The sequence below is a fragment of the Streptomyces sp. NPDC107471 genome (assembly GCF_055582845.1).
In genome coordinates, this window is sequence record NZ_JBVJPC010000010.1 from 26920 (window position 1) to 49176 (window position 22257).

Annotated in this window: 20 protein-coding genes; 12 read left to right on the forward strand and 8 right to left on the reverse strand. The window is 72.6% G+C overall.

The window, feature by feature from the left end; translation table 11 throughout:
* Window positions 1–324 precede the first annotated feature (324 nt).
* Complete coding sequence (locus ACZ66S_RS30455) at window positions 325–783, forward strand: GNAT family N-acetyltransferase (protein ID WP_469904762.1); 459 nt, start codon at window positions 325–327, stop codon at window positions 781–783.
* A gap of 121 nt (window positions 784–904) precedes the next feature.
* A complete protein-coding gene (locus ACZ66S_RS30460) occupies window positions 905–2314 on the forward strand; it encodes a PAS domain-containing protein (RefSeq protein WP_469904763.1) in 1410 nt (469 codons plus the stop codon).
* 22 nt (window positions 2315–2336) lie between these two features.
* Here the strand turns inward: ACZ66S_RS30460 and ACZ66S_RS30465 are convergent, their stop codons facing one another.
* Complete coding sequence (locus tag ACZ66S_RS30465) at window positions 2337–3113, reverse strand: SIS domain-containing protein (protein WP_469904764.1); 777 nt, start codon at window positions 3111–3113, stop codon at window positions 2337–2339.
* 206 nt (window positions 3114–3319) lie between these two features.
* Here ACZ66S_RS30465 and ACZ66S_RS30470 point away from each other — a divergent pair, with 206 nt between their 5' ends.
* Both ACZ66S_RS30470 and ACZ66S_RS30475 read left to right on the forward strand, forming a co-directional pair.
* Window positions 3320–4012, forward strand: a complete 693-nt coding sequence (locus ACZ66S_RS30470) for a metal-dependent transcriptional regulator (protein ID WP_469904765.1) — start codon at window positions 3320–3322, stop codon at window positions 4010–4012.
* Window positions 4013–4579: 567 nt separating this feature from the next.
* Window positions 4580–5491, forward strand: coding sequence for an alpha/beta fold hydrolase (locus ACZ66S_RS30475; protein ID WP_469904766.1), 912 nt, complete (start codon window positions 4580–4582; stop codon window positions 5489–5491).
* A 396-nt stretch (window positions 5492–5887) separates the two neighbouring features.
* On the opposite strand, the gene ACZ66S_RS30480 is transcribed toward ACZ66S_RS30475, so the two are convergent.
* The 3 genes from ACZ66S_RS30480 to ACZ66S_RS30490 are packed head-to-tail and all read right to left on the reverse strand — an operon-like array spanning window position 5888 to window position 8943.
* Complete coding sequence (locus tag ACZ66S_RS30480) at window positions 5888–7477, reverse strand: transporter (protein WP_469904767.1); 1590 nt, start codon at window positions 7475–7477, stop codon at window positions 5888–5890.
* Complete coding sequence (locus tag ACZ66S_RS30485; RefSeq protein ID WP_469904768.1) at window positions 7474–8244, reverse strand: ABC transporter ATP-binding protein; 771 nt, start codon at window positions 8242–8244, stop codon at window positions 7474–7476. The genes ACZ66S_RS30480 and ACZ66S_RS30485 overlap by 4 nt, the downstream gene beginning before the upstream one ends.
* Before the next feature lie 36 nt (window positions 8245–8280).
* Window positions 8281–8943, reverse strand: a complete 663-nt coding sequence (locus ACZ66S_RS30490; RefSeq protein WP_469904769.1) for a bifunctional DNA primase/polymerase — start codon at window positions 8941–8943, stop codon at window positions 8281–8283.
* Window positions 8944–9229: 286 nt separating this feature from the next.
* Between ACZ66S_RS30490 and ACZ66S_RS30495 the strand changes: the two genes are divergently transcribed.
* Complete coding sequence (locus tag ACZ66S_RS30495) at window positions 9230–10615, forward strand: transcriptional regulator (RefSeq protein ID WP_469904770.1); 1386 nt, start codon at window positions 9230–9232, stop codon at window positions 10613–10615.
* Between the two features lie 170 nt (window positions 10616–10785).
* Window positions 10786–12501 carry a hypothetical protein gene (locus ACZ66S_RS30500; protein ID WP_469904771.1) on the forward strand — a complete coding sequence of 572 codons (1716 nt, stop codon included), beginning with the start codon at window positions 10786–10788 and terminating at the stop codon, window positions 12499–12501.
* Window positions 12502–12537: 36 nt separating this feature from the next.
* Here the strand turns inward: ACZ66S_RS30500 and ACZ66S_RS30505 are convergent, their stop codons facing one another.
* Window positions 12538–13881 carry an ABC transporter substrate-binding protein gene (locus tag ACZ66S_RS30505; protein ID WP_469904772.1) on the reverse strand — a complete coding sequence of 448 codons (1344 nt, stop codon included), beginning with the start codon at window positions 13879–13881 and terminating at the stop codon, window positions 12538–12540.
* Window positions 13882–13999: 118 nt separating this feature from the next.
* Between ACZ66S_RS30505 and ACZ66S_RS30510 the strand changes: the two genes are divergently transcribed.
* Together ACZ66S_RS30510 and purU are read left to right on the forward strand one after the other, a co-directional pair.
* Window positions 14000–14500, forward strand: a complete 501-nt coding sequence (locus tag ACZ66S_RS30510) for an SCO4402 family protein (protein WP_365452152.1) — start codon at window positions 14000–14002, stop codon at window positions 14498–14500.
* A gap of 46 nt (window positions 14501–14546) precedes the next feature.
* Window positions 14547–15428 (forward strand): formyltetrahydrofolate deformylase, encoded by an 882-nt coding sequence (gene purU, locus ACZ66S_RS30515; protein WP_469904773.1) that lies wholly within the window; start codon window positions 14547–14549, stop codon window positions 15426–15428.
* A 168-nt stretch (window positions 15429–15596) separates the two neighbouring features.
* On the opposite strand, the gene ACZ66S_RS30520 is transcribed toward purU, so the two are convergent.
* Complete coding sequence (locus ACZ66S_RS30520) at window positions 15597–16964, reverse strand: maleylpyruvate isomerase N-terminal domain-containing protein (RefSeq protein ID WP_469904774.1); 1368 nt, start codon at window positions 16962–16964, stop codon at window positions 15597–15599.
* Entirely contained in the window at window positions 16961–17542 is a 582-nt protein-coding gene (locus ACZ66S_RS30525) for a sigma-70 family RNA polymerase sigma factor (RefSeq protein ID WP_053846137.1), read from the reverse strand. Before ACZ66S_RS30525 ends, ACZ66S_RS30520 begins: the two co-directional genes overlap by 4 nt.
* Before the next feature lie 314 nt (window positions 17543–17856).
* Between ACZ66S_RS30525 and ACZ66S_RS30530 the strand changes: the two genes are divergently transcribed.
* Window positions 17857–18237 carry an STAS domain-containing protein gene (locus tag ACZ66S_RS30530; protein ID WP_280854169.1) on the forward strand — a complete coding sequence of 127 codons (381 nt, stop codon included), beginning with the start codon at window positions 17857–17859 and terminating at the stop codon, window positions 18235–18237.
* 171 nt (window positions 18238–18408) lie between these two features.
* On the forward strand, window positions 18409–18921 hold the full coding sequence (locus ACZ66S_RS30535; protein ID WP_469904775.1) for an EF-hand domain-containing protein: 513 nt from the start codon (window positions 18409–18411) through the stop codon (window positions 18919–18921).
* Here the strand turns inward: ACZ66S_RS30535 and ACZ66S_RS30540 are convergent.
* Entirely contained in the window at window positions 18900–20408 is a 1509-nt protein-coding gene (locus ACZ66S_RS30540) for a class I adenylate-forming enzyme family protein (RefSeq protein ID WP_469904776.1), read from the reverse strand. The two genes, ACZ66S_RS30535 and ACZ66S_RS30540, sit on opposite strands and share 22 nt — an antisense overlap.
* Window positions 20409–20555: 147 nt before the next feature.
* Here ACZ66S_RS30540 and ACZ66S_RS30545 point away from each other — a divergent pair, with 147 nt between their 5' ends.
* Both ACZ66S_RS30545 and ACZ66S_RS30550 read left to right on the forward strand, forming a co-directional pair.
* Window positions 20556–21689, forward strand: coding sequence for an acyl-CoA dehydrogenase family protein (locus ACZ66S_RS30545; protein WP_469904777.1), 1134 nt, complete (start codon window positions 20556–20558; stop codon window positions 21687–21689).
* A 31-nt stretch (window positions 21690–21720) separates the two neighbouring features.
* Window positions 21721–22257, forward strand: a 537-nt coding sequence (locus tag ACZ66S_RS30550) for an acyl-CoA dehydrogenase family protein (RefSeq protein WP_469904778.1), incomplete at its 3' end; no start/stop codon positions are given.

Genomic DNA, 22257 nt, shown 5'->3' on the forward strand with positions numbered 1-22257 from the left:
CGAGCTCTGGGTCCCTCCGCCTGACGGCGGGGGAGCCGGCCGGACGTTACCGGCGAGCTCGCGGGTCGGGTGACTGCGTTGGATTGGCCGGCTGCGTGCATCTCGTACACGCGGGTCCGGCACCGCACTCGGTGGGTGACGGGCCGCTAGCCCGCAGCCACCTCTTCCGTCCGGTATGAATACATCTGCCGAACCACCTCCTCTCCGAAGTACCTGCACCCTAAAAAACCTCCCCCCTCCGGTTCAACCCCTTTTTCGGGAGACGGGGTCGCCAGTCCCCGAAGGCCATGGACGCGCCCGGAACGATCACCTAGCGTGCGGCCCATGACTGATCTGCGGATCGAACCCGTCGCAGGGGACGAGATGGCCGAGGAGTGGCGGCACGTGCACAACGTGATCGTGCCGCCGGCCGCCATGGGGATCGAGGACGTACGGGAGCGCGGTCGGCGGTACCGCCTGGAGAACGCCTATCTCGGGGACACCCTCGTGGGCTGCTCGACCGTCCGCCCGCCGGACGGGGAGGACGCCGTGGCGACCGTCATCGCGCGCGTGCTGCCCGATTACCGCGGACGGGGTTTCGGGACGGCCCTCTACGAGAAGGGTCTTGATCATGCGCGCGGCCTCGGCGCCCGGGTGATCGAGACCTGCGTGCTGGCCGTCAACGAGGACGGGACGCGGTTCGCGCGGGCACGCGGGTTCGTCGAGGTCGACCGGTATGTGCTGGACGGCGGCAGCGACGAGTGGATCGACCTGCGGCTGGAGCCGGGCCGGGAAGGCGTTTGAGGGCATCCGACGCGTTTCCGGCGTACAACGATTCCCTCAATCTTGGGGGAACCCGGTGTGTGCTGCGTCACGTTCGAGTTCAATGATTGTCAGTGAGCGAAGCAGCCGGCAGGGGGTCCAGGTGAGTGCTTCCCGGCGTAGTGGGACCACCGACGAGCTGGGGCCCGACGGGCCCGGGCCCGACGGCCCGGACGGCTCGGGCGGCTCCGACCTGCTCGCCGCGCTGCTGGACGGCATGGACGCGGCACTGTGTGCCTTCGACGCGGACGGCGTCGTCACCCACTGGAACCGCGAGGCCGAGCGCATCCTCGGCTGGACCGCGGCCGAGGCCGTGGGACGGCACGGGTTCGCCGGCTGGGCCGTGCGGCGGGCGGACGCCGAGGAGGTCGAGGAGCGGCTGATGTCCGCCATGCAGGCGCCCGGCCGCCAGGTGCACGAGTTCGCGCTGCTCACCAAGGACGGCGGCCGGGTGCTCGTGCGCACCCAGTCCGCGGCCGTGCGCGGCCCCGACGGCAAGCCGGCCGGGGTGTACTGCGCCTTCAGCGAGGTGCACACCCAGATCGACCTGGAGCGCTCGATCGCGCTCAGCGAGGCCCTGTTCGAGGACGCCTCGTGGGGTGTCGTCCTGGTCGACGCCGACCTGCGGCCCGCCGTGGTCAACGCCCACGCGGCCCGGTCACTGGGCATCGGGCGTACGTCCGTGCTGGGCCGGCCCCTCGGGGAGCTGCTCGCCCAGGGCGTGGAGGAGCTGGAGAGCGCGCTGACCCATGTGCTGGCCGAGGGCGCGCCCCCGGCACCGGCCGAGATCTGGGTCGGGGTGCGGACACCGGACGGCGAGAAGCGGCGCTGCTGGCGCTGCGGGTTCGTACGGCTGGCCTCGCCGCTCGCGGAGGAACCGGTGCCGTTGGGCGTCGGCTGGCTGTTCCAGGACGTCACCGAGGCCAAGCAGAGCGAGCAGGAGGCCTCGCTGCTGCGGTTCCGCGCGAACCAGCTCCACCGGGCGGCCCGGGCCGCGGCGGAGTGCGAGGACCCGGCCGAGGCCGCCGTCGTCCACCTGGACTTCGCCCTCGCCGGCTTCGCCGACCACGCCGTGATCGACCGGGTGGCCGGGGGCGCGGTGGCCGACGGCGAGGAGAGCGGTCCGGTCCGTCTCGTACGGGTCGCCGCGACGCCCTCCGGGGCACCGGGGCCCAGCCTGCAGGCGTCCGGCGCGGCCGGACTGCCGGTGCGGTACGGGGAGGGGCACCCGGCCTTGCAGTGCGTGGACCGGGTCGGGTCGGTCCGGGCGAGCGTCGGGTCGGTGCCGGCGGAGCGGGCTCGCGAGTGGGCCGAGGCCCGCCAGTGGCCCCCGGACGTGGTGCACGCGCTGTGCGCGGTGCTGCGCAGCCGCGGGCGCACGCTCGGCGTCGTGACGTTCCTGCGGGGCTCCGGCAGGGGCCAGTTCGAGCGGGGCGACGCGGTGTACGCGGAGGACGTGGCCGTGCGCATCGCCTCCGCGCTGGATCTGGGCGGGGTCGTGGAGCGGGCGTAGGGCTGTTGCCGCGGGCGCAGGGCTACTGCCGGTAGAAGATCCGGTCGCCGTACTCCTCGAACACCCGGTCGTTCCACTCCAGCCCGCCGTCCACGTTGCCCGAGCGCAGGAGCGGCGGTTCGACGCCCCGCTCCGCCAGCGCGCCCGCCGCCGTCGCCATGACGGCCTGGAGCAGCGCCGAGGTCACGACCGTGGAGGCCGGGGCGAAGGGGGCCGGGATGGTGTCCAGGGACAGCTCCGCGTCCCCCGGGGCGATCTTCGAGTCGAGGACGACGTCGCAGTGGTCCTTCAGGAAGGTGCCCGAGCGGTGACGGGGCTTCGTCTCCCGGGTGTAGGCGACCGAGGTCACACCGATGACCTTCACCCCGCGGGCGCGCGCCTCCTGGGCCATCTCGACGGGGAGCGCGTTGCGGCCGGAGAGGGAGATGATCACCAGGGCGTCGCCCGCGCGGAGGGGCGAGCAGTCCAGGACCGCGCTCGCGAGGCCGTCCACGCGCTCCAGGGCGGAGCCCAGGGTCGCCGGCATGACGTCGACACCCACGACCCCCGGCACGGTCAGCAGGTTCATCAGGGCGAGGCCGCCGGCCCGGTAGACGAGGTCCTGGGCGGCCAGCGAGGAGTGTCCGGCGCCGAAGGCGAAGAGGCGGCCACCGGCGGCGACGGTGTCGGCGAGGAGCTCACCGGCCGCCACGACGGAACCGGTCTCCTCCTCGCGGAGTCGTTGCAGCAGCCCGATCGCGGCGTCGAGGAACTGCCCGGCCAGTGTGCCGTCAGCGCTCGCGGAGCCCGTCTCGCCCATGCGTCGTCCAACCCTTCGTCGCTGTGTCGCGGATCACGGTGCGGTCTGGACCAGTGGGATGTCAATACGGCCGCGCGCCTGCTCGCGAGCGCCTGGTTTCCACGGCACGGCACGGTTGTCAGTGGCATCCGGCAGAATTGACGTCAGGGCCAGCGCACACGCCGGGACGCTGTCGTGCTTCCGGCAGATCTCATCAAGGGGCACGTATGTCCGGACTGATCGACACCACGGAGATGTATCTCCGCACCATCCTCGAGCTGGAGGAGGAAGGTGTGGTCCCCATGCGTGCCCGGATCGCCGAGCGACTCGACCAGAGCGGGCCGACCGTCAGCCAGACCGTGGCGCGGATGGAGCGCGACGGCCTGGTGTCCGTCGCCAGCGACCGGCACCTGGAGCTGACGGACGAGGGCCGGCGGCTGGCCACCCGCGTGATGCGCAAGCATCGGCTCGCGGAGTGCCTGCTCGTCGACGTGATCGGCCTGGAGTGGGAGCAGGTCCACGCGGAGGCGTGCCGCTGGGAGCACGTGATGAGCGAGGCGGTGGAGCGCCGGGTGCTGGAGCTGCTGCGCCACCCCACCGAGTCGCCGTACGGCAACCCGATCCCGGGGCTGGAGGAGCTGGGCGAGAAGGACGGCCCGCACCCCTTCCTGGACGAGGGCATGGTGTCCCTGGCCGACCTGGACCCGGGTCTCGACGGCAAGACGGTCGTCGTGCGCCGGATCGGCGAGCCCATCCAGACGGACGCCCAGCTCATGTACACGCTGCGGCGGGCGGGCGTGCAGCCCGGTTCGGTGGTGAGCGTGACGGAGTCGGCCGGCGGGGTGCTGGTGGGCAGCGGCGGGGAGGCCGCCGAGCTGGAGTCGGACGTCGCCTCGCACGTGTTCGTCGCCAAGCGCTGAGGCTGCCGCGGGCTCAATTGCCGTGCGGTGTCGGGCAGTTGTGGATTTCCGGTCGCTCGTGCGACCGGCCGGCCGGGACTCGTCCCAGGTCTCGTCGATCCGAGATTCAGTGTGCGGAATCGCAGCGCTTCGACGCTTCCCGTGCGAGGCTGTCGCGTGAGGCATATGACCGGAGGGGGCGGACGGATGTGCCGTGGACATGGGGATGGCCCCGGCGCCTTACGGCGCCGGGGCCGGTCCTCCCCTGTGCTGACCCGGAGCCCCGAGCTCCCAGGGTCAATCCCCTCGGACCGATGTCCCCGAGCGGTCCGCCTCCCGCTGAAGGTCTCCCCTCGGCGGCGGCGATCATTCCTTGAGTGCGGTCACTCGAACGAGGGGTGTTGCCGGCCGAGAGCGCATTCTCGAATAGGCATTCGATAATCTGGCGGGGTGACGGGGCGCGCGGGGCGTGCGCTGCACAGATGTACGACAGAGCAAGGGCGGACAGGACAGACACGGCAGTCAGGACACGGTTCACAGGGCGGCCCGGCGGGAGCGGGCGGTCCGGGCGGAGCTAGGGGGGTGCCAATGGCGCGGCGCATCGACGTGACCGGGGCGGACGGCGTACGTCTTGCGGCGTGGGAGTTCGGTGACCCTCCCAAGACCGATCCGGCGGACCCGGCGAGGGAGAGCGCGCGGGCCCCGGAGAAACGATCACCCGGGGTGCTGTTACTCCACGGCCTGATGGGCCGTGCCTCGCACTGGGCTTCCACCGCCCGCTGGCTCTCCGAGCGCTACCGGGCCGTCGCGCTCGACCAGCGCGGTCACGGCCAGAGCGACAAGCCCCCTCGGGCCGCCTTCACCCGGGACGCGTACGTCGAGGACGCCGAGGCCGCCCTCGAACAGCTCGGCCTCGCCCCGACCGTCCTCATCGGCCACGCCATGGGCGCCCTGACGGCCTGGCAGCTCGCCGCCCGCCGGCCCGACCTGGTCCGCGGAGTGATCATCTGCGACATGCGGGCCTCCGCCCTAGGCGCGGCCTCTCAGCGGGAGTGGGGCGAGTGGTTCCGGGCCTGGCCCGTCCCCTTCGCCACCCTGGCCGACGTCCGCAAGTGGTTCGGCGAGGACGACCCCTGGGTGGAGCGGCCCAACCCGGCGCGCGGCGAGTTCTACGCCGAGGTGATGGCCGAGTCCCCCGACGGCTGGCGCCCCGTCTTCGACCCCGAGCAGATGCTGTCGTCCCGCGAGAGCTGGGTCTACGACGCCCACTGGGAGGAACTGACCCAGGTCAGGTGCCCCGCCCTGGTCGTCCGCGGCCTCGACGGCGAACTGGGCCGCGCCGAGGCCCAGGAGATGGTCCGCGTCCTGCCCCGCGGCGAGTACGCCGAGGTCGCCGACGCCGGCCACCTGGTCCACTACGACCAGCCGGAGGCCTGGCGCGCCGCGATAGAGCCTTTCCTGGACACCTTGGACACCCACCCGGACGGCACCCCCACCTGAGCCCACCTGGCGCGCCGCCCCGGCCCCCCGCGGGCGGGCGCCACTCCCACACGGTCTCGGCCGGCCCCGGCAGGGTCGTCCGTCGGTGTGACGCCCGCCCCTGACGGACACCGGCGACTGGGTCTCCGAGCCCGTTCCCCGGATCCTGCCCGCCCGATGCGCCGCCCCGCCCCTCACGGCCAGGCGCCACCCCGCACGGCCCCGGCAGGCTCCCCTGGCCGCCGACCGGCTTCCGTCGGGCGACGCCCCGCCACGACGACCCCGGCGACCGAGTCTCCGAGCCCGCCCCTGGACCCTGCCCCCTGACGCGCCGCCCCGGCCCCCCCATGGCCGGGCGCCCCCCGCGCCCGTCCCGAGCCCCGGCGCCGCTGTTGTCACGGCTCCTCCGGTCCCGTCTCAGGTCTTGCTGACTGCCTGCAGGATTTCTGGGAGGTTGCGGGCTGTGCGTGGGGCCGCCAGGTGGAGGCCTGCCAGGGTGACGGCGGTGCCGTAGGCGGTGCCGAGCGGGAGCAGGAGCCAGCTCCAGTCGTCGCCGTTCGGGCTGAGGGCGGCCCAGATGGCCAGGGCGATCACGGGGGCGCAGAGCAGGGCGGCCGAGACCATTCCGCCGACGACAGCGGCGGCCGCGAGGCCGGACTGGCCCGGGGCCACGTTCTTGTAGCCCTCCTGCGGAATCGAGTACGGGAACCGCGCCGACGTCCACGCCCCGGTCGCCAGCATCGCCCCGAGCAGCGCGAAGGACACCCCGAGCACCTCGGGCAGTTGCGGCCAGTCGCCGATCAGCGCGGTCGTGAGGACGGTGACGAGGGTGGCGTACGGCACCGTGATCACCAGCAACGCGAGCGCTCGTGCGCGGAGTTCGACGTAGGCGTCCCGCGTGGAGGAGATCGTCGTCGCGACCATCCAGAACGCCGAGGTGTCCTGCCCGAACTGGTTGTACATCTGCACGCCGAGCATCCCCGACGCGAAGCACGCGAAGTAGACGGACCCCGTGCCCTGCACCGCGTTGAACACCGGCACGATCAGCCCGATCGCCAGGGACGTCACCCACGCGGCCTTGGTCTTGGGGTCGCGCCACACATAGCGCAGGCTGCGCTCCATGACGGTGCCGGTGCGCCCGGCGGGCAGCAGCCGGCCGAGCCCCGACGAACGGCGCTCACGGGCGGCGCTCCCGGCGGAGGGGAGCGTGGAGCCGTCCGGGGAGGTCATCAGCCTGGTCAGATGGCGTGACCAGAGGGCCAGCAGCCCCACCAACGCGGCTGCCGACAGACCCAGTTGCACGACGGCGACCGCGTACGACCCCTCGCTCGCCGAGTCGACCGCCCCGATCGCCGACGCGGGCGGCACCCACTTCAATACCGCTGCCAGACCGTCCAGTTGCCCCAGACCACCGGAACCCAGCCGCTGCGCACCGAAGTTCACGACCTGCGCGCCGACGGCGACGACGAGCCCGCTCAGCACCGCGAGATCACGGCCCTTGCGGCTGGTCAGCAGCCGGATGTTGGCGACGGCCACGGCCCGCGCCAGCGCCACGCACACCAGCAGCGCCAGCACGACCCCGAGCACGGAGAGGACGTACGCCGGCACCCCGTGCGCGACCGACACGACGGACCCGACGAGCAGGCAGAGCGTGAACACCGGCCCGATGCCGACCAGCGAGGCCACCAGCAGCGCCCGCACCAGCGGCCGGGGCCGCAGCGGCAGCATCACCAGGCGGGTGGGGTCGAGGGTCTCGTCGCCGCCGGGGAAGAACAGCGGCATCACGGCCCACCCGACCGCCAGCACGGCGACCAGCGGGACGACGACGGAACCGGCGTGCTCGTTGCCGCGCAGAGCGACGAGACCGAGCAACTGGAGGACGGAGAAGAGCAGCACGGCGATCGCCGAGGCGACGTAGGCGGCCCGCCGCCCGCCGGACCGCCGCAGCCCGTTCCTGAGCAGCGACAGCTTCAGCCGTACGACGACCGGGGTGATGTCGACGGTCATCGGGCCCCGCCGCCCAGCCAGTCGAGGTCCGTCCCGGCGTCCTGCCCCTGCGCGCCCACGAGTTCGAGGAAGGCGCGCTGCAACGAGGGCGCCTCACCGCGCACCTCGTCGAGCGGCCCGTGGGCGCGGATGCGGCCGGCGGCCATGACGGCCACCCAGTCGCACAGGGACTCCACCAGCTCCATCACGTGCGAGGAGAAGACGACGGTGGCGCCGGAGGCGGTGTACCGCTCCAGCACCCCGCGGATGGTGTGCGCGGAGACGGGGTCGACGCCCTCGAACGGCTCGTCGAGGAAGAGCACCTCGGGATTGTGGAGCAGGGCGGCCGCGAGCCCGATCTTCTTCCGCATCCCGGTCGAGTAGTCGACGACCAGCTTGTGCTGGGCCCCCGCCAGATCGAGCACGTCGAGCAGTTGGGAGGCGCGCCGGTCGACCTCGCCCCCGGGCAGCCCCCGCAACCGCCCGGAGTACGCGAGCAGTTCACGCCCCGAGAGCCGCTCGAACAGCCGCAGCCCCTCGGGCAGGACGCCGATCCGGGACTTCACCTCGACCGGATCTCGCCACACGTCGTGCCCGACCACGGAGACGGAGCCCTGGTCGGGCCGCAGCAGCCCGGTCACCATGGAGAGGGTGGTGGTCTTCCCGGCCCCGTTCGGACCGACGAGACCGATGAACTTGCCCGCGGGCAGCTCCAGATCGATGCCGGCAACCGCAACCTGCTGCCCGAACCGCTTCCAGAGCCCACGCACACTCACAGCCGACGTCATGGACGCCAACCCTAGGGGCGCGCTGCGGCCGACCCGTCACCGATCCCTGCCGCACGCGTACGCGAGCGGTGAGATCAGCTCCTCGGCGTCCGGCAGCCAGCGGTTCGCGGGCGTCGGCCGGCAGGCCCACTGCACGGCCCCGCTGGACCCGTACCGGGTGGGGGGACCGGCGACGTACGCCCCTTCCCCCAGGGCGACCAGATCGAGCGACGACGGGGTCCAGCCGAGCTTGCGCACCAGCTCCGGCACCTTCACCGACGCCCCCGGCAGCACGAAGAACTGCATCCGGCGGTCGGGCGTCAACGTCACGGGGCCCAGCGTCAGCTCCATCCGCTCCATACGGGCCAGCGCCAGGAACCCCGCGGTCTCCGGGACGGAGATCGCGTCGAAGGTCCGCCCGGTGGGCAGCAGGATCGAGGCCGTCGGCTGCTTCTGCCACATCCGGCGCGCGACCGTCGCACTGCCGGTGGCCTGCGTGGCCCAGTCGTCCCGGGCGGGATGCGCCCCGGGCGCGGCGCACGCGGTGTCACCGCAGGAGCACCGCTGCACCCCGTCGACGGCTTCCAGCCAGGTGCCGGGAAAGACGTCCCAGTGACGCTCCTCGGCGTATCGTACGGCTGTCTCCAGCAGCGATTCCCCGCGCTGCTTCGGAATCTGAGCGGCTTCGGTACCCGCGATCGTCTCTTCCACGCAGAGCACAACTCCCGCACCCACCTCGGGTTACGGCCAGGGCCCGCGCGCGGGGGCAGCGCATCGATTCCGCGTCCGGGGCGCATGGATGCATGTGTGGGGGCGCAGAGGAGGAACCTCGGCGTGGGCTGGGTAGCCAGGTGTGGGGTCGGTACGAGTCTTTACCCCGGCAATCCTCGCATGCCTCGCATTTTCGACACGTTGGTGGGGCATTGATCTTCACGGCCGGAACTTTTCGGTGGAAGACACGTCAACTCGGTGCGTGGGCAGGCACCGCAGCCACAGGGGGTACGCCATGGCCGCAAGGCCTCTCGTCGCGCGGCAGCCGAACGAACGGTTGCAGGCGCTCATCCAGGAGGCGGGGTGCTCGAACGCCGGGCTCGCCCGCCGGGTCAACATGTGCGGTGCCGAGCACGGCCTCGACCTGCGCTACGACAAGACGTCCGTGGCCCGTTGGCTGCGCGGACAGCAGCCGCGGGGCAGGGCGCCCGCGATCATCGCGGAGGCCCTCGGCCGCAAGCTCGGCCGTACGGTCACGATCGACGAGATCGGCATGGCCAACGGCAAGAACCTCGCCTCCGGCGTGGGGCTCCAGTTCTCGCCGACGGTCCTGGGCGCCATCGAGCAGGTGTGTGAGCTGTGGCGCAGTGACGTGGGCCGCCGGGACTTCCTGTCCGGCTCCTCGGTCGCCGCGTCCGCGCTGGTCGAGCCGAGCCGTGACTGGCTGATCTCCTCTCCCGACTCGCAGGTGGCGCGCCAGGCGGGCCCGCGCGTGGGGCAGTCCGACGTGGCGGCCGTGCGCGCGATGACCCAGGCGCTCGTCGACCTCGACCACCAGTACGGCAGCGGGCATGTGCGCCCGGTCGTCGTGCACTACCTCAACAGCGTGGTCTCCGGCCTGCTCGCGGGGTCGTACCGGGAGGCGACGGGGCGTGAACTGTTCGCTGCCGTCGCACGGTTGACGGAGCTCGCCGGCTACATGGCGATCGACACCGGGCAACCGGGCCTGGCCCAGCGGTACTACATCCAGGCGCTGCGGCTCGCGCAGGCGGCGGGGGACCGCGGATACGGCGGCTATGTGCTCGCCGCGTCCATGAGCCACCTCGCCGCACAGCTCGGGAACCCGCGCGAGATCGCCCAGTTGGCGAGGGCGGCGCAGGAAGGGGCGCGGGGGCGGGTGACCCCGCGCGCGGAGGCGATGTTCTACGCGGCGGAGGCACGCGGGCACGCCCTCATGGGCGACGCGCGGGCCACCCAGGCGGCCTCCGGACGGGCCGTGCACGCCCTGGAGGCGGCGGACTCCTCCTCCGGCGACGACCCGGCGTGGATCGCGCACTTCGACGAGGCCTACCTGGCCGACGAGTTGGCCCACTGCCACCGTGACCTCGGCCAGGCCGACGCGGCGGCGCGGTGCGCGCAGGAGTCCCTGGACGGGCTCCCCGAGAACAAGGCGCGCCGGCGGGCCATCGGTCTGGTCCTGCTCGCCACCGCGCAGGTGCAGCAGCGCGAGATCGAACAGGCCTGCAACACCGGCCTGAAAGCGGTGGAGTTGCTGGAGACCGTCCGCTCCAACCGGGGCGCGGAGTACCTCGACGACTTCCAGCAGCGGCTGGATCCGTTCCGGGACGAGCCTGTCGTAAGGGAGTTCGGGGCCCGGCTGGACCTGCAGGCGGCTGCGTAAAGGAGGACATATACAGCGGATACGAGCCCGGAATCGTCACGGGATCTCCCGGGACCTGTTACTGCGGTCACAGGGGCGCAGGTCACGTCCTGTGCTACGTGGCACCGGGCTCGGAGGACCCGGTAGCGTGAGCCGACGATTCCGAAGTTCCCCCATAAGTAGGAGTCCCGGTGACGCAGAGTGGACAGGGCGAGCAGCCCTCGGCGCGCGAAGCGCGCGAAGGCATCGTGCTGCCCTCCGACGGCGGGGAACCCCTGCTGCCGGGACAGACGGGTGGATACGGCGGCCCGCAGCCCGGCTACGGCCCGCCGCAGCAGGGCGGTTACGGCGGCCCGCAGAGCGGCCGGTCCGGTCAGGCCGCCGACGCGGCCTACGGCCAGCCGCCCGGCGGCCAGGCCTGGGGCACCCCGTGGGGCCCCGAGCAGCAGCAGGGGCAGCCGCCGCAGCAGGACCAGTCCCAGCCGCAGGCCCAGGACTGGTCGCAGCCGCACACCCAGCACTGGGGGACGCCCCAGCAGCCCGGCGGCACACCGCCCCAGGCGCAGCCGCAGCCGGCGTACGACTCCAATGAGCCGACGTCGTACTACCTGCCGCCGGTCGGTCAACCCGCCCCGCAGACCCCGTCGCAGCCGCTGCCTCCGCAGCAGGGCCAGGTGGAGTCGTACGGGACTCCCGGGACCGGCGCGCCCCAGCAGCAGGCCACGCCGGGCTACCACGCGGACGAGCCCACCTCGTACTACCTGCCGCCGGTGGGCCAGCCGCTCCCGTCCACCTCCGGCACACCCGCCTCCGCGCCCCTGCCGCCCGCCGACGAGGGCGCCACCCAGTTCATCCCGCCGGTCCAGGCCGCCGCCGACCACGAGGGCGCCACGCAGTTCCTGCCGCCCGTGCGCCCCGGCGCACTGCCGCCCGAGGTGTCCGCCACGGCGGCGCAGTACCCCGGGCAGCACCCGCAGGCCCCGTACGGCGCCCAGAACCCGGCCGCCGGCCCCGACGCCGAGGCCACGCAGTTCATAGCGCCCGTGCCCGACCAGGGCTACGGCGGGGAACGGCAGCCGCCCTCCGACTTCGACAACCTCTTCCGCGGCGGACCGGGCGGTGACGGCGGCGCCTCCGCCACGCAGCAGATGCCGCGCTTCGCCCAGCCCGAGCCCGTACCGCCCGCGTACGGGGCCCCGCAGCCGTCGTACGGCGCCCAGCCGCCTTACGGCCCGCCGGGCGGCGACTCCTACGACGACGGTGACCGGGGCGGCCGCAAGCGCTCGCGGGTGCCGGTCATCGCCGCCGTGGGCATCGGCATCGTCGTGCTCGGCATCGGCGCGGGCGCGCTGCTCGCCGGCGGCGGCGGGGACGGCGACGGCGGCGACAAGAACCAGACGGTGTCGGCGACGGCCCCCGCGACCGACGGCTCCTCCTCGCCGGCCGCCGATCCGGCGCAGGCGCAGGCCGTCGAACTGGACCAACTGCTCGCCGACAGCGGCAACAGCCGGTCCTCGGTGATCAGCGCGGTGGCGAACGTGAAGTCCTGCAAGAACCTCGGCCAGGCGGCCGCGGACCTGCGGGCCGCGGCGGCCCAGCGCACCGGTCTGGTGACCCGGCTCAAGACCCTGTCGGTCGACCGGCTGCCCGGCCACGCCGAGCTGACCGACGCCCTCACCAAGGCCTGGCAGGCGTCCGCGTCCGCCGACAACCACTACGCGGCCTGGGCCGACCAGGCCGCCGGCAAGAAGGGCTGCAAGAAGGGCCAGGCCCGCACCACCGGCCAGACCCAGGCCGGCAACCGGGACAGCGGCACCGCCAGCACCGAGAAGGCCAAGGCGGCCCGGCTGTGGAACGCGATCGCCGGCAAGTACAGCCTGACCGAGCGCACGGCCACCCAGCTCTGAACGGTCGGCGGGGGGCGCGTCGGCGTCCCCCGCCGGTCAGTCGACGTCCGCGTTCTGGAGGGTCCCCGTGACGTCGGTGAAGCCCTTGCGCGCGGCCACGAGCTGGCCCCCGCGCACCACCTGGAGCGTCACATGGGCGTTCACCATGCGCGGGAAGCCCACCGAGGCGAGGTCGTCGGCGGTGCTCCAGGTGTCCCGGGTGGTCCACTGGAGGGTCGGTGTGAGACCGCCGGTGGAGATCTTGAGGCCGTCGTTGAGGGCACCGCGCACGCTGTCGGCGGAGACCTCGCCGGTGCCCAGCGACTCGACGGCCTTCTCGAAGACCGTGTAGGCGATCCACGTGGTCTGCACGCCCGCGTCCGCCGAGTCGATGCGGTTGTCGCCGAACGCCTCCGCGTTGATGACCTTCTTCATCGCGTCCCAGCGGGCGTCGCTCTCCACCGGGTACCAGCCGGTGATGTACGACCCCTCGTAGGGGCCCGAGGCCCCGCCGGACGCGTCGATCACCGTCTGGTCGACGCTGCCCATCGCCATGGCGGTGCGCACCTCGGGGTAGTCCTCGCGGGCGCGCCGGAAGGAGTCCATGAAGGTGCTGGTGCGGTCCCCGAGCGCGGGCACCACGCACCCCTCCTTCGCGCCCTTCACGCCGGAGCCCGCGGCGCCCGACGTCGAGCTGACGAGCGCCTTCGTCGACTGCGCCGAGTACTCGGTGGCGTCGTCCGCCGCCCGCACGTCGCTCGCGGCCCGGTGCCCGCCGGTGGTCAGCCCGGAGTCCAGCAGCACGGGCAGCTCGTCGCCCACGATGGTGTCGGGCCGTACGAGGGTGACGTCGCCGCAGGCCGCGGCGAGCTCCTTGCCGAGGCCGGCCAGCAGGGTCGGCTGGCCGCCGTTGACGGGGTAGGACAGCGGGCTGGTGAACTCGTCGTTGGTGACGCCGTAGCCGCCGATGTAGGGGATGCCCGCGCCCTCCAGCGGCGGGAAGAAGGAGTCGCCGTACTGGCTGTAGGAGCCGACGACCGCGACGACGTTCTCCTTGACCGCGCGCCGGGCGCACTGCGCCGCGGACACCCCGTCGTTGTGGTCGTTGCAGGTCAGGACGGTGAGCTTACGGCCGTTGATACCGCCCCTGGAGTTGACCCAGCGGGCGTAGGCGCGGGCGAAGGCGGGCATGCCGGGCTTGTTGGTCGCGTTGGTGTCGGACGGGGCCCAGGTCATGACCTTGATCGGGTCGCCCCCGGAACCCCCCGTGGTACCGGGGACGACCCCGCAACCGGCGACGAGGGAGGCACACGCCATCAGGGCTCCCGCCGCGAGGGCGGTGGCTCTGACGGGCCGGTGCTGGGGGAGGAAGGTGCTGCGGATGCGTCGCCTGCCGGTCATGGACACACACGCTTCCGCCACATCGCCAACTCGGGAGTGACCCTCGGTCAAGGGAAGGTGACGTAAAGGTGAACAGCGAGGGCCTGTGCGGCCCGTATGGGGGAGGAACGTACGATCGGTGACCGTGCAAGGTTCGGAGAACTCTTCCCGTCGCGGCCGTCGCTCCTCCACCATGGGCGGCATGCCACTGAACGACATGCCGTGGTGGCGCTGGCGCAGCAATGTGCGCTCCGCGCTGCACATGCTCTCCGACCCCGTCTTCCAGCAGAACGTCTGGCTGGCCGGTGTCGAGGGGTACGGGGACGTCACCGACGCCGTGTACCGCCTCGTCGAGGACACCTGGCTGGACAACTGGTCCGCCGAGAAGTACGTGGGCACGATCTTCCGGGACTCCCAGGAGGCGGCCCTGGTCGACACCGCCGTGCTGCGGGTGCTGCGGATCATGCACCAGGTCGGCCCGGACGCCCCCGTCTCCGTGTACATGGAGAACCCGGGGTGGCCGGACGCGGTGCGGGCGGCGCGGGACGCGCACGTGCGGATGGCGACGGCCGACGGGGAGGACCCCGACGCGCCCCCGCGCACGCTCCAGGTGTTGCAGATCATGACCCGGTCCGCGTGACGGACGCGGTGTCTGCCGCACCGGTGGATATGCGACCCTGTCGTGCATGAACGCGCAGTCCCCCCGAGCCGAGGCCCTGGCCGACCAGTACGTCCTGACCCTGTCCTGCCCTGACAAGCAGGGCATCGTGCACGCCGTGTCGAGCTATCTCTTCATGACCGGCTGCAACATCGAGGACAGCCAGCAGTTCGGCGACCACGACACGGGTCTGTTCTTCATGCGCGTCCACTTCTCGGCCGAGGCGCCGGTGACCGTGGACAAGCTGCGGGCGTCGTTCGCGGCCATCGGTGACTCGTTCCACATGGACTGGCAGCTCAACCGGGCCGAGGACAGGATGCGGGTCGTGCTGATGGTCAGCAGGTTCGGGCACTGCCTGAACGACCTGCTCTTCCGCGCGCGCATCGGAGCCCTCCCGGTCGAGATCGCTGCGGTGGTCTCCAACCACACCGACTTCGCCGAGCTCGTGGGGTCGTACGACATTCCCTTCCACCACATTCCGGTGACGCGGGAGAACAAGGCCGAGGCGGAGGCGCGGCTGCTGGAGCTGGTGCGGGAGCAGGACGTCGAACTCGTCGTGCTCGCCCGGTACATGCAGGTGCTCTCCGACGACCTGTGCAAGCAGCTCAGCGGGCGGATCATCAACATCCACCACTCGTTCCTGCCGAGCTTCAAGGGCGCGAAGCCGTATCACCAGGCTCATGCGCGGGGCGTGAAGCTGATCGGGGCCACCGCGCACTACGTGACCGCGGACCTCGACGAGGGGCCGATCATCGAGCAGGAGGTCGAGCGGGTGGGGCACGACGTCACCCCGGACCAGCTTGTGGCGATCGGGCGGGACGTGGAGTGCCAGGCGCTGGCGCGGGCCGTGAAGTGGCATGCGGAGCGGAGGATTCTGCTGAACGGTCGGCGTACGGTCGTTTTCGCCTGAGCGCTCGGGTCCGGATGTCGTGGGGCGGCTGCGGGTCGTCTGTGGCTGGTCGCGCAGTTCCCCGCGCCCCTGAAGGCGCGTTCACTGCACGTACTCAAGGGGCGCGGGGAACTGCGCGATCAGGCCCCACTCACCCGCAGCCGGCCACGAACCGGCACCCGCCCCCACCTACATGCGGCTCAGGCTCGCCGCGGCGAAGAGCACGTCCCTGATCGCCTCACGGTCACCCACCTGCCCCGCCGCAGCCTCCGCAGGAGACACGTGGCCCGCCGCCAACTGGCAGAACTCCACGCCGTCCAGCGCCACATGCGCCACCTCGTGCTCCGCCGACCCCACCGCGGCCGGGGAGTCGAGGGGGATCAGCCACTCGCCGCCGCCCAGACCCTCGATCTCCAGACGCAGGGTGCGGCCGGGGCCGCCGGCGCTCACGAGATGCCGTCCGGGGGCCGGTGCCGTCAGCCCCTTCCGCCGCCGTTCCGCCAGCACCGCGGGCAGCATCCTGGCCGCCAGGTCGATCATGCGGTTGAGGTGGCGCGGGGACGGCGGGTCGTAGGGGTAGTCGACCGCCCGGGCGATGTCCTCGGCGTGGACCCAGCACTCGAAGGCGCGGTCCAGCATCGCGTCGTGCAGGGGCAGCGTGAAGTCGCCGTAGGCCACCTCCAGCTTCCCGGCGGTGCCGCCGGTGAAGGACACCGTGCGCACGAGGTCGTGGCTCTGCTCGCGCCACCGGGGCCGGACGGAACGGGTCGGCGGGAAGTGCGAGGCGCGCCAGTACGCCTCGGTGCGGCCCGACGGCGTGGGCACCTCCGCGCGGGACTCGCCCAGCGGGTCGTCCAGGCCCAGGGCGACCGCGACGAGACCGTCGACCGACAGCAGGTGGGCTATGACCCCGGCGACCGTCGTACGGCGGCTCGTGGCCTCGTCGGCGTCGAACCAGCGCAGTCTCACCGGGGCGTGCCACTCGGCGTCGCCGAAGTCCTGGAGCAGGGCGTCGAGACGGGCGGTCTCGGCGTCGTACGGCATGGCCCAGCCGGGGATCGGGATGCGCGGCGGGCGCCGGTCGAGGCAGCCGTCGAGGACGCGGGTGCGCAGGCCGGGATCCAGGTCGAGGCTCTCCGGGCGCTGCAGCAGGCCCACCGCGCCGCGCAGCCGCAGCGCTTCCTCGGCGCAGGTGCCGCACTCGCCGAGGTGGTCCTCCACGGCGGCCGTCTCCTCGGCGGAGCACGCGGCCAGCGCCCAGGCCCCGAGCAGCGACTTCAGCACGCGGTGCTCCAGGACCAGGGGAGCGGACGGGGCCGGCTCGTCCAGTGCGGGCAGCGGGCGCCCGGAGTCCTCGACGGAGGCCCGGGGCAGGGGTATGCGGGGCGGTCGGCCGGGGTCGCCCTGGTCGCCCGGCCCGCCGTCGCCGTCGCCGCCGTTCCCGGGGCCGGCTGTGCTCCCGGTGCTGTCGGAGCCTTCCGCCCCCTCGGGACCCGGTACGTGGTCGTCGGGCCCGTCCTGGTTGTCGTACGCCTCGAAGTCCTCTGTTCCGCTCATGCCGCGCCCCCGTATCCCGGCGGTGCCCCGGGCGCTCCGGTGTCGTGGGCCGTGGACAGGAGCTGGAGGCCCAGGCGCAGGCGGCGGCGGGCCTCGTCCTCGGTGATGCTGAGGTCGGCGGCGGCCTGGCGGTAGTCGCGGCGCTGGAAGTAGGCCAGCTCCAGGGCGGCCCGCAGGGGGGTGGGCATGGACTGGACGATGTAGTCGGCGCGGGCGGCGACCGAGGCGTGCCGCACCTTGCGCTCCAGTTCCTCGGCGGAGCCCTCGCCGGCCCGGGTGAGCGCGGCGGTCTCGGTGGCGCGCAGCCGCTGCACGGCCAGGCGGTGGGTCAGGGCGGCGACCCAGGAGCGCAGCGGCCCCTGTTTGGGGTCGTAGGTCTCGGGGTGCTCCCAGACGTGGGCGAAGACGTCCCGGGTGATGCCGTCGGCGGCGCGCTCGTCCCCGAGCACGCGGTGGGCGAGGCCGTGCACGAGCGAAGCGAAACGGTCGTAGAGCTCGCCGAGGGCGGCCGCCTCACCGCGTGCGAGCCGCTGCTGCATCTTGCGGTCCCAGCGGGGCGGTGCGTCCTTCTTCGCCATGCGGCCCCCTCACCCCCGGAAGTGTCCGGTCAAGCCTGCGCCGACCGTCTCCTCGAATGTAGTCGGCACCCCCGACAGTGCACGCCCCTTTGTTCCAATGCGCGCCCCTTGAGGGGCCTCAGGTGGTAGTGGACGTTCCTCTACCCGTTCGCTCTTTGATCAGACCCGATCGAACAGGATCGAAGCCGACTAAAACAAGCCTCTTTCGAACGCTTTCCGTTTCTCGGTCTGTGTTTCAGGGAACGGCCGCTGGGCAGCCACGCTGCAAGGAAGCGTAGGAAAGGCTTCCGTTTGCTTTCCGGCGAATGAAGGGCATGGTGGTGGCGTTCAATGTGACCGGCGACGAGCAGGGCGACTGGACCGTGCTCAGTGTGTCGGGCGAGCTGGACCTCGTGACCTCGCCGGTGCTCCGCCAGCGGGTGCACGACGCGGTGGCCGAGGGCCGCCACAGCCTCGTCCTCGACCTCTCCGAGGTCTACTTCTGCGATTCCAGCGGTGTCGGCGTCCTCATCGCCTCCCGCCGCCTGATCCGCTCCTGCCGGGGCGAACTGCGGCTGATACTGCCGGCCCAGGGCGCCGCCGACGGCTCCCACGTCAACCGCGTCCTCGGCGCGCTGGGCGTCCGCCGCCTGTTCGAGGTCCACCCGGACCTGGACTCGGCGACCGACGAGGAGGCGGGACCCCTGTCCGCCTGACCCGGCACCGGCCCGCCCCGACTGTGACCCGGGGCACCCCCTGTGCCACACCGTTGTCCCGAAATTCCCCCGGTCCTGGCACAAGCGTCGCCTTCCCGCCCCCTGGGCGTCGCCCGCGTCGTACGCTCCGATGCGAGATGCACCCGATGTGATGTGAGGCGGCCCGAAGACATGGTCAGCAGCGAGTACGAGCGCAGGATCGCCGACCGGTTCGCCACCTTCGACCAGGACGGCAACGGCTACATCGACCGCGAGGACTTCAACGTGGCGGCCAAGGCGCTGCTCACGGAGTTCGGTACGGCGGCACGCTCAGACAAGGGACAGGCGCTGTACGTCGGTGCCGAGGCGTTCTGGCAGGGCATGGCCGGGATCGCCGACCGCGACGGCGACCAGCGGATCACCCGCGACGAGTTCGTGAACGGCGCCCTCAAGCGGCTGCGCGACAACCCGGACCGGTTCGCCGAGATCGCGCGCCCCTTCCTGCACGCGGCGATCGCCGTCGCCGACCAGGACGGCGACGGACGCGCCACCGTCGAGGACACCGCGCGCGTGCTGCGCATCCTGGGCGTCGGCGAGGACGTCGCCGAGGCGGCCGCGGCCGTGCTGGACACCGACGGCGACGGCAGGATCGGCGAGGCGGAGATCGTGCCCGCCTTCGCGCGCTACTTCACCGTCCCCGAGTAGCGCTCCCTGAGCCGGTACTTGAGGACCTTGCGCAGGGTCTCGTTGCGCGGAAGGGCGTCCACCACCTCCAGTTGCTCCGGCAGCTTGTGCGGCGACAGCCCTGCCGCGCGCAGATAGCCGGTCACGGCGTCCAGGGACAACTCCGGCGCGCCTTCGGGCTGTTCCACCACGGCACACACGCGTTCCCCGCGCTCGGCGTCCGGCAGCCCGATCACCGCCACGTCCCCGACGGCCGGATGCGCGGCCAGCAGGTCCTCGATCTCCTTCGCCGAGATGTTCTCGCCCTTGCGGATGATGACGTCCTTGAGCCGCCCGGTGAGCACGAGATGGCCGCTGTCCGTCACGAACCCCAGGTCGCCCGTGCGCAGATAGCCCTCCTCGTCGAAGGCCTCGGCGGTCTGGGACGGGTCGAGGTACCCCTGGCACACCGCCTCCCCCTTCAGCCGCACCTCCCCGTCCACGATCCGCACGGACATCCCCTCCGGGGGCCGCCCCTCGGTCGTCGCCAGGTTCTCCACCGTGTCGTCCGGCACGCCCATGGTGATCATCGGCACCTCGGTCATGCCGTACCCGTGCGTGAGCTGCACCCCCAGCTCCCGTACGACCGCGTGGTAGACCTCAGGCGGCTTGGGCGCCCCGCCGCCGGCGAGCAGCCGCAGGGTCGGGATGATCCGCTCACCCGGACGTTTGCGCTGCTCGGCGAGGAACATCGAGTAGAACGCCGTCGAACCGCCCGCCACCGTCACCCCGTGCCTGCGGTAGCCCTCCAGTGCGTCCGGCAGCGCGAACTGCTCGAACATCACCGCCGGGAAGCCGTACAGCAGCAGCATCACCGTGTAGTCGGGGCCCGCGATGTGCGCGTACGGGAAGGCCATCGAGCCCACGTCCGCCGCCGTCAGACGCAGCGCGTGCGCGAGGCAGGAGCCGCCCGCGATCAGCGAACGGTCCGTGTGCAGCACGCCCTTGGGGTCGGAGGTGGTGCCCGAGGTCCAGTAGATCCACCGGACCGAGGTGCCCTCGGCGGGCGGGGCGGGCAGGACGGCAGGATCGCCGTCCGGGAGGTCGTCGTACGCCTCGAAGATCCCCTTGGCGCCGAGCCGCCGGGCCATCTCCGTGTGGTCGAAACCCCGCCAGGTGCCCGGTACCGCGAAGAACTCCGCCTTCGACTCGCGCAGGGCGAAGCCGACCTCGCGGTCCCGGTAGAAGGGGATGACCGGGGACTGCACGGCGCCCAGCCGGGCCAGCGCGAAGGAGAGCAGGGCCGTCTCGATGCGGGTGGGCAACTGCCAGGCGACGACCGTGCCGGGGCGTACGCCCAGGCCGTGCAGGCCGGCCGCCACCCGCTCGGCCCGGCCGCACAGTTCGCCGAAGGTGAGCGTGCGCTCGTCCTGGAGGAGGACCGGGCGGTCCGGGGTCAGGTCGGCGCGGCGGGCGACCAGGTCCCAGAGGGTGCGGGACGCGCTGAGCGCGTGGGCGGTGTCGGTCACGGCGGCCCCCTTGTGAGGCAACAGAGCTGACGGCTCGTCAGATCGTGGCCAGAGCGTAGGGCTCGACGCCTTGTCGGTCCAGGGGTGTGCGACCTAGCCTTCGTGCACGAGCTGTATCTGACGAGTCATCAGATATGGGGTGGCGTCATGGATCTCGCGTACACGCCGGAAGAGGAGGAGTTCCGGGCGCGGCTGCGGGAGTGGCTCGCGAAGGCGCTCCCCACGCTGCCGCCGAAGCCGTCCCCGCAGGACTGGCCCGGCCGCAGGGCGTACGACCTCGGCTGGCAGCGCATGCTCCACGACGCCGGGTACGCCCATGTGCACTGGGACGCCACGCCCACCACACGGCTGATCTTCCTGGAGGAGACGGAGACCGCGGGCGCCCCCTATGTCGGCGCCGGGTTCGTCGGACTGCTGCACGCCGGACCCACGATCGCCGCCGAGGGGACGCCGGAACAGCGCGCCCGCTGGCTGCCGCCGATCCTGCGCGGCGAGGAGGTCTGGTGCCAGGGGTTCAGCGAACCGGACGCCGGGAGCGACCTCGCGGCGCTGCGCACCCGCGCGCGCAGGGACGGCGACGACTATGTGGTGACCGGGTCCAAGATCTGGACCTCGCACGCCGAAGTCGCCGACTGGTGCGAGCTGTTGGTGCGGACGGACGCGGCGGCGCCGAAGCACCGGGGCATCACCTGGCTGGCGATGCCGATGTCCGCGACCGGGGTCGTGGTGCGTCCGCTGCGCACGCTCACCGGGTCCGCGGAGTTCGCCGAGGTGTTCCTCGACGAGGTGCGGGTGCCGGTGGCGAACCGGGTGGGCGAGGAGAACGACGGCTGGCGCGTGACGATGGTGACGCTGTCCTTCGAGCGCGGCACGGCCTTCGTGGGCGAGGTCGTCGCCTGCCGACGGGTGCTGCGCGAACTCGCCCGCACGGCCCGGGACAACGGCCGCTGGGACGATCCGGTGCTGCGGCGGCGGCTCGGACGGTTGAACGCGGAGTTCCGGGCGCTGTGGCGGCTCACCCAGTGGAACGTGAGCGAGGCGGAGGCGAGCGGGGGAGTGCCCGGGGTCGGAGGGTCGGTCTTCAAGCTCCGGTACTCCCATGCGCGGCAGGAGTTGTACGACGCGGCGGCGGAGGTCCTCGGCGCGGAGTCGCTGGACCTGCGACGGTCCTGGGTGCCGGACCGGCTGTCCTCGCTGTCGTACACCATCGCGGCCGGGACCTCGCAGATCCAGCGGAACATCGTGGCCGAGCGGGTTCTCGGGCTGCCGAAGGGACCGTGACGGTGGTGGGAGCCGGGGGAGGGGTGACGGCATGCGTTTCCGACTGACCGACGACCAGCGCGCCCTGCGGGCCGGGATGCGTGAGCTGCTGGCCCGGCGCTTCGACGCGCAGGCCCTGCGGGCGACCGCGGCGGAACCCCGGCTGGACCGGGCGCTGTGGCGGGAGCTGGGCGCCGCCGGGTTCTTCGCGCTGCGGGTGCCCGAGGCGGACGGCGGCGTCGGACTGGGCCTGCCGGAGGCGGTGTTGGCCTTCGAGGAGGCCGGGCGCGCCCTGCTGCCCGGACCACTGGTGGCGACCCACCTCGCGGCCGCCACGGTGCCGGGCGCGGCCACTGGTGAGACGGTCGTGACCGACGTCGACGGCAGCGGCCTGGTGGAGTGGCTGGACGAGGCGGACGTCGTGCACGGGGACACATCGGGGGCGGTGCCCCTGCACTCCGTGGACCCGTTGACGCCCTTGCATCGCGTGCCCGGCGCGACGACCGGGGTCCGGGCGACCGGGACCGGGGAGGACCGGCCGGCGGTGGGGCGGACGGGGGGCTCGTCCGGGGTTGGTCCGCGGGGGAGT